Here is a 12,400-nt window from a genome sequence, read left to right as displayed (position 1 = left end):
GAGAACGTATGGCTTCCATCGTACTCGTTAGCCAGCGCCTGCTCGGTCATGTGCTCCCCGCCGTGGCGCTCGGTGCCGAGCTTAGAAAGCGGGGACACTCGGTCACCGTACTGGGCAGCCGCACCAACCGGGAGCTTATCTTACGCTATGGGCTGAATTTTGCCGAGATCGGCTGGGACAAATATCCCGACCTGTACGCGGACCGGATGCTCGCGGAGCTTCTGCCCCTGCTCCGGGAGATGAGGCCGGAGCTGATTCTCACGGACTCGGCCCAGTGCGCTCCCGCATATGCAGCCGAGCTGCTGGGCATCCGCTGGGCCTCGTTCCAGACGAGCATCCCGCTCGCGGAGCGGTGGCTCCCCGGCCGTGCGGCGGTCAACGCGGGTCTCCGTAAGGCGTACGCCAAAGAACTGAACCGGGTCCGTGCCCGGTTCGGTCTTGGCCGTCTGGAGGCCGGCGACCTGCGGACGAGAGGGGACTGCGCAGGCATTTCGCCGGAGCTTCACCTCGTGACCGTCCTGCCCGAACTGGCCGAGGGGCTGGCGGAGATTCATCCGCAGACCCGGATCATCGGCCCCTGCGAGGCGGGAAGCCCCGACGTGCCGGACGCGCGGCGCTCGGCTCATGCGGCCGGTGCGTCCCGCTCTGCCGGTTCGCCGGACGGGGAGGCCCGCGCGGCGTCCGATGCGACCGGCGCTTCCGGCGCGCGGGGCGACCTCTCCGGCGGGGATGACCCGGCCGCCCCGGCAGCGCTCATCCCGCCCGGAGAAGGGCCGCTCGTGCTGGCGACGGCGACCTCCGTACCGCGGGCGGAATACCGGATCGCGACCGACCGGTACATCCGCGCGGCTCTGGACGCCTTCCGGGACGGCGCCTGCCGGCTTGTGATCTCCGAGCAGCGTCCGTACAAGGGCGTGGAGCCGCTGCCGGGGAATATCCGCTGGACGACGTACCAGCCGATCCATAAGGCGCTCCTGCCCTTGACCGATGTGCTGATCACCCACGGGGGGTGCGGAACCCTCCAGACGGCGATGAGCAGCGGCGTGCCGATGATCATCGTTCCTCTGGGCGCCGACCATCCGCTCTTGGCCCGGCGGTGCGAAGAATTGGGAATCGCGGTCACATTGGATGCCGAAAGCGTGGATGCCGGAGCCATCCGTCAGGCCGTGAATCGAGTGACCGGCGATCCCGGCTACCGGAAAAAGGCTTTGGAACGGGCGCAGAGCCGGAAAACGATCTCGCCGGCGCGAACCGGAGCGGATTATTTGGAGCAGTTGCTGCACCACCATTTTTAAAGGAGGCGGGCTCTTGTTAACGATAGAGAAAGTCATTGAACTGACAAGCAGCGTCAGCGGGCGCGGCGACGTAACGGCCGATACGGTATTCGAGGAATTGGGACTGGACTCGTCCGGCGTGCTTGAACTGCTGATCGAATTCGAAATTTTGCTGGATACCGACGTCCTGAACGAAGAACTGAATCTCTACGAATTCGAAAAGGTGTCGGATATGCACCGTTATCTGCTCCGTCTGGTAAGTGGAGAATGAGGGCCGGAACATGAAGGGATTGCTCAAATACCGGTGGTTTTTCAAGGAAAGACGAGCCGTTTATACGGCCGTCATTGTGTTGTTTATCCTGACGAACGCCCTCAATATTCTCATTCCGAAGCAAATCGGGGCTTTGATGGACGGATTCGGAGCGGACGATTGGACGGATGCTTCGGTAGCCCGCGCCATCGCTTTTTTGGGGGGGCTGGCCCTGCTGCACTATGCGCTGAATTACTGGAAAGAAACGTGGCTGATGAACAGCGGCACGATTCTGGAAAGCAAGCTGAAAGATCGGTTGTTTCGGGGCTGGATCGCACGAAGCCCGATTTTTTTTCATCGCCACTCGTCCGGCCAACTGATGACGTATCTGACCAACGACACCCAGGCTGTCGGAAAACTCGGCAGCATGCTCGTACTGGGGCTCTGCAATATCCTGATCATGCTTCCCATTTACGTGGCGGCGATGATGGCCTTCGTCAACGTTCCGCTGACCCTTGCCTCGCTTCTTCCGGTTCCGCTGATTGCGGTTGTCATGTTTTTACTCGGGAAGCGGTTCCGGCAATCCGCGTTTGAGTGGCAGGGAGCCTTCGGCAAAATGGTGGAGCAGGCCGAGGAAACCGTATCGGGCATACGCACGATCCGCGCTTACGGACAGGAAGCCCGGGCTCTGCGGCGATTTGAAGCCGTCTCCGGGGAAGTCATGGAGAAGAACAGTGTGATGGGCAGGAACGATGCGCTTTTCTGGGCCCTTATTACGTTTATTATGAATGTGAGTTTCGCTGTCGCGATCGGCTTCGGCGCTTATCTGATCATGCAGAGCCGGATGTCGGTCGGGCAGCTGGCGACCTTTACGATGTATTTGTGGAGCATGACTTTCCCGATGTTTGCGCTCGGCACCCTCTTTACGCTGCTGCAGCAGGCGGAAGCGTCGGCGGAACGGCTGGAGGGAGTTTCCGGTGAAGAGGCCGCAGCCGAGGCGTCCCGTTCCGGGCATGTTTGGCAGCAAGAGGAAGCGGTGCGGCTGGAGACGGTTGAGGCGGCGGATCTTTCCTTCGCGTATCCGGAATCTTCCGGCGTTCAGATCGCCGGCCTCTCGCTTCGGCTGCCGCAAGGAGGAACGCTTGCCGTGGTGGGGCCGACCGGGAGCGGAAAAAGCACGCTGCTCAAGCTTCTGCTCGGCTTTTATCCCGCCGATTCCGGGACCATCCTTTACAACGGAAAGGATGCCGGCGAGGTGCCGGCCAAGATCAAGCGGAGCTGGATGGCTTATGTTCCGCAGGACCCCATGCTGTTCTCCGGCAGCATCCGGAGCAACATCCTGTTCGGCATGCCCGAAGCCGGAAATTCCCGGTTGCAAACGGCGGTACGGGCAGCCTGCCTGGACGGGGATCTCCGGCGGCTGGAGGGAGGCCTCGAAGCGGAGGCCGGCGAAGGCGGTGGCCGGCTGTCCGGCGGACAGCGGCAGCGCGTGGCTATCGCGCGGGCGCTGCTTGTCGATGCGGACCTGCTCGTCATCGACGATGCCATGTCCGCCGTCGATGCACGGACGGCTTCCGCGCTTTGGCGCAAGATCGGGACGGTACGCCGGGGCAAAACGACCGTGTTCGCCACGCACAGGCTGCTCCAGGCAAGCGGCGCCGATCTTATCGCGGTGCTTGGCGAGGGCCGTCTGATCGAAGCGGGCACGCATGAGGAGCTGATGGCGGCAGACGGCTGGTACAAGCGGCAGTACGACTATGAGCGGTCTCAGCGCGAGTTGTCGTCCGGTTCGGCTGTGTCTGGTACGGACCGGCGGGAAGAGGGTGGACTTTCATGACGAATGAGCATAAAGCCGGTGGCCGTGCGGGCGCAGTCCGCAGATTGCTCGCTTACGCATGGGCGGAGAAACGGGCCTATTCGCTGGCTCTGCTCCTGCTGGCCTTGGCGACGGCGATCCAGCTCAGCGGGCCCTATATTCTGAAAATCGTGGTGGATGATCACATCCAGTACGTGTTCCAGAGACCGTGGCTGGAGAGAACCGGAAGCTGCCCTCCCGTCGAATCCCGATCGGCAGAACTCAAAGGCAGCTGTTACGTCCAGCTGAAGGACGGGCAGACAGGCGGGGAAGGCCGCACGGTCCGTTTTCTCCAGGACGGCGAAGGTTATGTGCTGGACCGCGGAGAGCAAGGCAGGGAACGGCTTTCCGCCGATGATGTCAAAGCGCTTTATAAAGGGGAAATGAAGCCGGTCGCAGGCTGGGTAAGCCTCTACGCGGTGCTTATCTTCCTGGGTCTGGCAGGAAAGTATGCGCATTCGCGGCTGTTTTACAGCATCTCGTTCCGGATTGCCAAGACAATCCGCATGGATGTGATGCGCCATCTTCACAGACTGCCGTTAAAGGTCTACGACCGGACTACGACGGGAGAGCTTGTTACCAAGCTGGCCCAGGATACGGAAGGGATCAAAACGCTGTTTATCCAGTTCTGCTCCGTATTCGTGATGAACGGCGCCATGCTGGTCGGCATTTTTATCGCCATGTTCCTGCTGAATGTGAAGCTTGCGCTGGCGTCTTTGCTTCTGCTTGCGGTTTTCGCTTTGATCATGGGCGTCCATGTGAAGCTTGTCAAACCGCTGTTCGAGAAGATCCGCACCCGCTTCGGCGAAATGAACGCCCTTCTGCTGGAAACGGTGGCAGCGCTGCCGGTCGTCCAGATGTTCGGGAGGGAAGAAGCGGTAGCCGACCAATTCCGGAGCAAGAACAAGGACTGGCTCAACGCGAATATGAGGCAGATGAGGATCGAGAAGCTGTCGTCCTGGAATATCTCGGGGCTGATTCAATCCGTTTTTTTGCTTGCCATCGTCTGGTTTCTCGGCCGGAAGGTCGGAACGGGTGCCGTCTCGCTGGGCATGCTGTATATCTTCATTGAATATTCGGTCGATTTGATCAAGCCCGTCGTGAACATGCTGAGCGGTCTGTCGGGAGCCCAGCTCGCTACGGTATCCGCGGACAGAGTCTTCTCTCTGATGGATGAGGAACCGATGGCCCGGGAAAAAGGCGGCGCCATCAACAAGCCCCGCGGGCATATCTCTTTCGAAAACGTAACGTTCGCTTACGATACAGGTCGTCCGGCCGTCAGCGGCATTACGTTCGAAATCCCGGCGGGGCGTACCGTCGCCCTCGTCGGAGCCACGGGGGCGGGGAAGAGTACGCTGGCGAATCTGCTGCTCGGCTTTCAAGAGCCACAGGAAGGCAGGATTACCCTCGACGGGGTCGATCTGAGGGACATCCCGGGCGAGGCGCTGCGCAAGCATATGGGCGTGGTGCTGCAGGAGCCGTTTCTGTTCGGAGGCGACATCCGCTCTAACGTAGCCCCGGAAAGCACGCAGGCGGACGACGACGCCGTGGAGCAGGCACTGCGGGAAGTGGGCGCGATGGATTTCGTCGACAAGCTGCCCGCTCGGCTGGATACGGAAATGATGTGGCGGGGCGGAAATTTTTCCGGCGGGCAGAAGCAGCTGATCGCCTTCGCCCGGGCGTGGGCCAGACAGCCGGCGATTCTTGTGCTGGACGAACCGACGGCGAGTATGGATGCCGAAACGGAGAAGGAGCTGCGGCAGGCCTGGACGTCCGTAACCCGGGGACGGACAACGCTTATGATCGCGCATAAGCTATCCGCCGTCCGGGACGCGGATCTGATCGTGATGCTGCATGACGGGCGCATCGTGGAGAAAGGCACCCATCAGGAGCTGATGGGCCTCAAAGGGCCTTATTATCACATGGTCAGGCTGCAGACCCGTGAAGCATGAGGAAGGCGGGCCGCCGCAGTTTGGAACGGGACACGCGGACGGTTCCGCGTCGAATGACGACGGTTTCCCGGGCAGCTATCGGTGGTCATGCTTTTGCTCCGGTGATGACGGACGAAGAGTATGAAGCGAAGAGTGACCGTATGCCTTTGCGCGCAAGGAAACCCGAAGGAGGGGAAAGTATGAAGATTCTTGCCCTGGGAGGCTCCGCACACAGCTACTCGGCCTGTGTAATGAAGGACGGCCGGATCGTGAGCGCCGTCGAGGAGGAGCGTCTGAACGGGCGCAGGCATTCCTATTTCCCGGACGGAGGAATGGAGCTGGCCCGCTGCCGTGCAGCGGCGTACTGCCTCAAGGAGGCTGGTTTGACCGCCTCCGGCGTGGACCGGATCGTGACGGACGATCTGAACAATCCGCTCTACTATGCGAAATACGTCTCGTCGATCCGGTATACGACGCATCATTTTGCCCATGCGTGCAGCGCGTTCTATACCTCGCCTTTTGAGGAAGCGGCCGTTCTGGTCGCGGACGGAATCGGAAGCGCCGACGAAGCGACGGGCGAGTACGAGACGGTCACGTCCTTCCGGGCGGACAGCAAGGGGCTGGAAGCGCTGGACGGCATCCGCGGAAGCTTCATCGATCCGGTCACGGGGGCCAGGCACGAACTGAGCGATCCCCTGGCTTTGTACAACTCCCTCGGCGGCATGTACAAATGGGTCACGCTGGGTCTCGGCTTTGCCTTTCTGGAGGACGGCAAAACGGAAGCCTTGTCGGCCTGCGGGACAGACCGCTGGGTTGAGCCGTTCGGAAGTTTTTACCGGCTCGACGGGGAAGGGCGGTTCTCCCAGTCCAAGGCGGAGATCGCGGCCATGCGCGCGTTTATCGCGGATAAGCTCCGGGAGGAGGGGGACGCCTTCCGGGCGAAGGCGGACATCGCCAGAGCCGCTCAGGAGCACTTGCAGCGAATCGTGGCCGCCATCTGCCTGCGGCTCCACCGCCGGACGGGCAGCCGCAGGCTGTGCCTGGCGGGAGGCGTAGCCTTTAACCGCCGCCTTATCGCTTTCCTGGAAGCGAACACTCCCTTCCGGCACATTTACGTATTCCCCGCCGCCGGGGATACGGGGAATGCCGTCGGCAGCGCGCTGGCGGAATATCTTCATCCGGCCGGTACGTGCGGTCCGCCGGACCGTCGGCGGCATGCCACGCTGAGAATAAAGAAGGGGAACGCGGAGAGCATCCCCTTCGATCCGTGTCTAGGCCGGCTGTATTCCCCTGCCGACATCGACGAAGCCGCCGCCAAGCTGGACGGCGGCCGGTTAGAGCAGGTGCCCGCCGCGGACCATGAGCGGACCGTGGCGGATCTGCTGGCGGCCGGCCGCTTGGTAGGCCGGTTCCAGGGGCGGTCGCCCCTGGGGCCGGGGCCCAACGGCAGCCGCTGCATCCTGGCCGATCCGAGGAGCAGGGACGTTAGAACCCGGCTGGACGCAAGCAAGCGGCGGCCGGCGTTTTTGCCCTACGGCGCGGCGGTCCAGGGGGACAAGCTCGGTCACTATGCCCGCAAGGGCGGCCCTGCGCCTTATATGGAGAAGGTCCATATCCTGACGGAGCGGGCGGCCGAGGCTCTGCCTGCCGTCACGCATGCGGACGGAAGCTGCGCTCTGCTGACGGTGGAGAGAAGTCTCCAGCCCGGACTGTACAGGCTTCTGGGCGAGTTCGAGCATACGGCGGGAACCGGCGCGCTGCTCCTGACATCCCTGAATGTTCACGGACGGCCGATGGCGGAAACACCGCTGGAGGCGTTCCGGACGGCACTGGAGCTCCGGCTGGATTATCTGTCGATCGAAGGCCGGCTGTATAAAATAAGGGCCGGCTAGGAGGGACGGAGAAACGTAATCTCATCGGGCGGCTTTTTCATAAAGGCAACATTCCACGAATATCCCGCAATCGTCCCCGCGTGAGACGGGGCGCAGCCGGGTTATGGTAGAGCTAAAGAAGAAGCAGAGGTGAGAACATGACAGATGCGCGCATCGGTCCAACGGAGAAAAGGCTGTATGAAGACGAAGGGTACGTCGTCGTCCCTGCTCTCTACAGCCGGGAAGAGGCGGGAGCGTTCATCGAGGAGTACGAACGCCGCTGGGTGGAGCTGATCCACGCGGGCTCTATTGTCCAGAACCCGGACAAGCCGCTTGCAAGCCTTTTTCCCCGCATGTACAACTACGACCGGGACAATGACAAGGTGCTGGAGTTAGTCCTGGATCCCAAACTGTTCGATGCGGTGGAGGCGCTGGCGGGAGAAGAAGTGCTTCTGATCGCCACCAGCTATTACTTCAAAGGCCCCGGCATGAAGGGGCTTCCCATGCACCAGGACGATCTCGTTTTCGGCATAGAGCCGGGAACCGTGTATTCGGCCTGGATCAGTCTCGACCCGGCTGACGAAGAGAACGGCTGCATGGTATTCGTCCCGAAATCCCATAAGCTGAAACTTGTGGAGCCGGACCGGGACGTAAGCGAGACGCTTGCCGTATTCTCCGACGACGGCCGGCAGATCCGCGTGCCGGATGGTCATGAGAGCGTCGTGGTTCCGACACGGCCGGGAGACACGATCATTTTCGACGGCTATTCGATTCATGCTTCGCTCGACAACGTCTCGACCGACCGTTTCAGACGGGCTCTGCTCGTTCAATTTGCGGGCGTCGGCACCGAAAAACTGCTCCCCAATTTCAACAATCTGCTTAACCGCAAAGGGGAGCGGGTGCGGAGGCGGCTGAATACGAATCCGAACCTGATGAAGAATCAGAATTCCGTCTTTTCGGCAAAAGAAGGCAACTACTTCGGGTCTTGGAGATGATACCGGGACCGCGAACCATGATAAGAACATTGAGAGGCGGTGACGGGATGACGTCGGCTGCACAGCTGCAGGAGCATCAACGGAAATTGGCCCGGACCGGGTACACGGTGGTTGACCAAGTCTTCCTTCCCCATGAAGTGAACGACATTTGCAGGGAGTATGAGAAGCACTGGCTGACGCTGCTGGGTCAGGGGAAAATCCGGCAGAAGGCTAAGCGGCCCTATGAAAGCTTGTTTCCCCGCGTACGGGATCATCATCTGCAGAATGAAACGATTCTGCGCTATGTGCTGGATCCCCGCGTAATCGAAATCGTGGAAACCGTGCTCGGAGAGGAAGGCCTGCTGGTCTCGACCAGCTATTACTACAAAGGCCCGGGGATGAGAGGAATGCCGGTCCATCAGGACAATTCCGCGCTCGGCGCCTATCCGCAGACTTCCCTGTCCGTGTGGATCTCCCTTGACGATACGAGCCGGGAGAACGGCGGGCTGTGTTTTGTGCCGGGATCGCACACGCTTGACCTGCTCTCGCCCAAGGTTATTTCGGACAGTCTCGCGTTTACTTTCTCGGACAAAGGCCAGGAAGTGGAGATTCCGGATTCCGGCGAGCTGGAATACGCGACGACCCGCAGCGGAGATATCGTGCTGTTTAACGGGAACATGATCCACGGTTCCTCCGATAACCTGACCCGGCGCGAGTACCGGCGGGCGCTGCTTTGCCATTTTGCGCCGAAGAGCCTGGAGCGGATCGCCCTGAATTTCAACAATTTGCGGGATAAGAAGGGCAACCGGGTCCGCAGACGTTTGAATACGCGGCCGAAAGTGTCCGAGAACCAGGGGTCCATTTTCTCCTTTAAGGAAGCGAGTTATTACGATCTCACGGACTGGAAGCATCAGAACTCCAATTCCGGAAGACCCGCAAACGCGCCGCTGCCGGCCGGCACAGCCGCCCCTGATTTCACGCTTTCCGCTACCGGCGGCAAGCCGCTTCTTTCGCTCTCGGATTACAGGGGCAAGTATGTCGTCCTGTTTTTCTACCCGCAGGACCATACGCCTCACTGTACGAAGGAAGCCTGCGCGTTCCGGGACGCCTATGGCGAGCTGGCGGCGGACGGAACGACTGTGCTGCTCGGCATCAGCCCGGACAGCCTGGAGTCCCACGAGGGATTTGCCGCCAAATTCAGGCTGTCCTTCCCGCTCCTGGCCGACGAGAATCACCGGGTCGCCGACACCTACGGAGTTTACGGGGAAGACTCTTACCGGGGAAAAACATTCGAAGCCATACTCCGCACCACGTTTATCATCGGTCCGGACGGAGTTATTGCCCGTGTATTTCCCGAGGTCGATGTGAAAGGGCATGCGGAGGAAGTCCTGACGGCTTTGGAAGTTTTGAAAACCGCGCCTAATTCGGCAGGAGGGAAATTATGAAGGAATTGGTTACCGAAGCTCATAAGCGGAGCTATGAGGAGAACGGTTTCGCCGTCATCCGAGGCGTATTCACCTCCGGCGAGATGGCAGAGCTCAAGCGGCTGCATCATAGCATCTGGACGCAGCGCGTTCAGGAAGGGAAGATTGTCCAGGACCCGGAGAAGCCTCTCGTAAGCCTGTTCGATGAGATGCATGAGACCTACCGTCTGAATGCAGCCATTATGAACTACTACATCGATCCCCGTAATTTTGAGATTGTCGAAAATTTAATCGGGGAAGAGGCTTTGGCTGTCGGCAGCACATTCTATTACAAGAGCCCCGGCTCCAATATGCTGGTGTTTCACCAGGATAACTACGACATCGGGGTAACGCCGGGGACTTCCTGCGCCTACTGGGTCAGCCTGGACGAAGCCGCTCCGGAGAACGGAGGCCTGATGTATATCCCCAAGACTCACCGCTACGGTCTGCTTCAGACGAATCTGCCCAAGACGGACCTGTGCGAGCACCTGCCGGAAATTATCCGCAGCGAGGCGGGCCCGGAGGCCGAAGTGCCCGACACGTTCGAGATTGTGAACGTGCACACCGAGCCGGGGGATGTCGTCGTGCACACCGGCGACGTTATTCACGGGTCCTGGGCGAACCGTTCCGCCGACAAGTTCAGGCATGCGTTCGGCATTCATTTCGTTGCGGCCGGCGCCGAGAAAATTTTCATGTTCAATAACGATCTGATGGACAAATACGGGAACAACGCCCAACTGAAACTCAACAAAAGGCATGCGCGCATAAGGACGTTTAACTCTTACGAAGTGCTTAAGGGGTGAAGTGATGAAGGACGGCTACTATCTCTCCGCCTATCTGCATATCGATCCGCTCGATCATCTTCTGGCTTCTGTCTCCCGGCATGATCAGAACGCGGCGCTCTTCCGCAAAAGCGGCAGGCATCTGGAGCTGGTCCGCTACTGGGAGCTGGAGCGGTTCACGGGCATCAAGCAGCATGCCGTTTCGTTTCTGAGTGCGGAGCATGCCCGCAATGCGCTGAACAGCCTTCTGGCTCCTCTTCAGCTTACTCTCGACGACATGGAGGAGATTTGGGGCACGCCGCTGCTGGAAACCGCCGACGATTACCACGCGATGGACGATTATCCGAAGCTGGCGACCCACAGCATCGCCCATCTGTTCTCCGCGCTTCTGACGGACTCGTCCAAATTTTACAACGAAACGATCATCGGCTTGGCGGTGGACGGAGCTCCCGACGCTGTTCTGGACAAGCACGCCCGCAGCAAGTCCTATTTCAGCGGATGCGTATCCCGCAAAGGTCAGCTTGAAATTTTTCCGGTCACTTCGCCGGGTCTGCTCTGGCACTGGGCGACGCATACGTACCGGCGCCAGCCGGGCACGCTGATGGCTCTGGCAACGGCCAGCACAAGCGAAGCTTACTTGGACCCGGGACCTGTGTTGTCCATCTACAGCGACAGCTACGACCGGAATACGGACCTGTTTTTCGAAAAGCTGGGCGAGATCGACCGGTACACCGAAGCCGACGCGGGTGTGAAGTTCAACGGATTCGATCCCCGTTTTTCGCCGGAGGAAAACAAAGTCAGCATGGCCATGAAACAGGTGCAGCGGATGTCCATGCGCATGATGGAAGGCGAGCTGGAGAAAATCGTATCCTGGTTCGGATTGGACCGGGAGAAGACGTACCTCGCCATGGCCGGGGGGTACGTGCTGAACTGCCCGACGAACAGCTACCTGATGCGCAAATTCAACTTCGCCGGATTTCTCGCGCCTCCTTGCGTGAACGACAGCGGGATGTCGCTGGGCATCGGCCTGTACGGATTTTACCGGAAAATGTCGCCGGAACCGCTCGCGTTCAAGCTGGAGCACGCTTACTACGGATCGCCGGATGAAGGGGATGTCCGCAATATTCTGGAGCAGGACCGGTATCGGCCGTTCGTAAAAAAGGTCGGGGCCTATTCGGCCCGGCAGGCGGTCCGGGACTTGGAGCAGGAACCTGTGGTCTGGTTCCAGGGCCGCGCGGAAATGGGACCTAGGGCGCTCGGCCACCGCTCCCTTCTCGGAGATCCCCGCAGCGAGGCGAGCAAAAACGCGCTGAACCGCATTAAGCGAAGAGAATGGTGGAGGCCCGTGGCCCCTATCGTGCTGGAGGAGCATCTGCACGACTGGTTCGAGGACGCGTATCCTTCGCCGTTTATGCTTCACGCGTTTCCCGTCCGTCCCGAGAAGCGAGACCGGATACCGGCTGTCGCTCATCTGGACGGGACCGCGCGCGTTCAGACCGTATCGAAAGAAGAAACCTCGCCGATTGCGGACCTTCTCCGGCAGTTTTACAAAGAGACGGGGATTCCCATTGTGTGCAACACTTCGCTCAACGACAAGGGCGAGCCCATCGTCAACTCGCTGGAGGAAGCGGTTATTTTTGCCCTGCGAAGGGGAATCCGTGTCGGTTATTTTAACGGAATCCGGGTGGAGTTTGCGAACCACTTCGAATTTCCGGAGCAGGGTCCGGCCGCAAGACCGCTTTCCATGGATGTGCTGAGCGCGGAGGAGCGGGAGCAGGTCATGCGCGAACTGAACCCCCACGGCATCCCGGAAGAAATTTTACACCATTACAAGTTTGTGACGGAGCGGAATCCCGATCATCTGTACGACTTGACCGACGAGTCGGACGCCAGGATGCTGATCAAGGACGTCCGGCTGTTCCAGCGTCTCTACAAACACCGGCCGCTGGATATAACGCCTCACGGCCTGTGATCCGGTCGTAACGCTCACCGATAAAGGA

General features: G+C 60.2%; 9 protein-coding genes. All 9 read left to right on the top strand.

Annotated features, from left to right (window positions below; all coding sequences use genetic code 11):
• Positions 1-8 precede the first annotated feature (8 nt).
• The 9 genes from ACI48J_RS21745 (at position 9) to ACI48J_RS21705 (ending at position 12,372) form a co-directional block, all read left to right on the top strand.
• Complete coding sequence (locus tag ACI48J_RS21745; RefSeq protein ID WP_405080210.1) at positions 9-1,295, top strand: glycosyltransferase; 1,287 nt, start codon at positions 9-11, stop codon at positions 1,293-1,295.
• Positions 1,296-1,308: 13 nt separating this feature from the next.
• On the top strand, positions 1,309-1,545 hold the full coding sequence (locus ACI48J_RS21740; protein WP_326055455.1) for a phosphopantetheine-binding protein: 237 nt from the start codon (positions 1,309-1,311) through the stop codon (positions 1,543-1,545).
• A 10-nt stretch (positions 1,546-1,555) separates the two neighbouring features.
• Positions 1,556-3,361 (top strand): ABC transporter ATP-binding protein, encoded by a 1,806-nt coding sequence (locus ACI48J_RS21735; RefSeq protein ID WP_405080209.1) that lies wholly within the window; start codon positions 1,556-1,558, stop codon positions 3,359-3,361.
• Entirely contained in the window at positions 3,358-5,331 is a 1,974-nt protein-coding gene (locus ACI48J_RS21730) for an ABC transporter ATP-binding protein (protein WP_405080208.1), read from the top strand. The genes ACI48J_RS21735 and ACI48J_RS21730 overlap by 4 nt, the downstream gene beginning before the upstream one ends.
• 179 nt (positions 5,332-5,510) lie before the next feature.
• Positions 5,511-7,202 carry a carbamoyltransferase C-terminal domain-containing protein gene (locus tag ACI48J_RS21725; protein ID WP_405080207.1) on the top strand — a complete coding sequence of 564 codons (1,692 nt, stop codon included), beginning with the start codon at positions 5,511-5,513 and terminating at the stop codon, positions 7,200-7,202.
• Positions 7,203-7,339: 137 nt separating this feature from the next.
• Entirely contained in the window at positions 7,340-8,176 is an 837-nt protein-coding gene (locus ACI48J_RS21720) for a phytanoyl-CoA dioxygenase family protein (protein ID WP_405080206.1), read from the top strand.
• Positions 8,177-8,223: 47 nt separating this feature from the next.
• Positions 8,224-9,600, top strand: a complete 1,377-nt coding sequence (locus ACI48J_RS21715) for a redoxin domain-containing protein (RefSeq protein ID WP_405080204.1) — start codon at positions 8,224-8,226, stop codon at positions 9,598-9,600.
• Positions 9,597-10,421 carry a phytanoyl-CoA dioxygenase family protein gene (locus ACI48J_RS21710; protein WP_405080203.1) on the top strand — a complete coding sequence of 275 codons (825 nt, stop codon included), beginning with the start codon at positions 9,597-9,599 and terminating at the stop codon, positions 10,419-10,421. The genes ACI48J_RS21715 and ACI48J_RS21710 overlap by 4 nt, the downstream gene beginning before the upstream one ends.
• A 4-nt stretch (positions 10,422-10,425) precedes the next feature.
• Positions 10,426-12,372, top strand: coding sequence for a carbamoyltransferase C-terminal domain-containing protein (locus tag ACI48J_RS21705; protein ID WP_405080202.1), 1,947 nt, complete (start codon positions 10,426-10,428; stop codon positions 12,370-12,372).
• The last annotated feature ends 28 nt before the right edge of the window (positions 12,373-12,400 follow it).

The sequence above is a fragment of the Paenibacillus chitinolyticus genome (assembly GCF_045038035.1).
In the GTDB taxonomy this organism is placed as follows: domain Bacteria; phylum Bacillota; class Bacilli; order Paenibacillales; family NBRC-103111; genus Paenibacillus_F; species Paenibacillus_F chitinolyticus_A.
The sequence above is the reverse complement of the archived record's forward strand: the minus strand, read 5'-3'. Positions and strand labels throughout refer to the sequence as shown.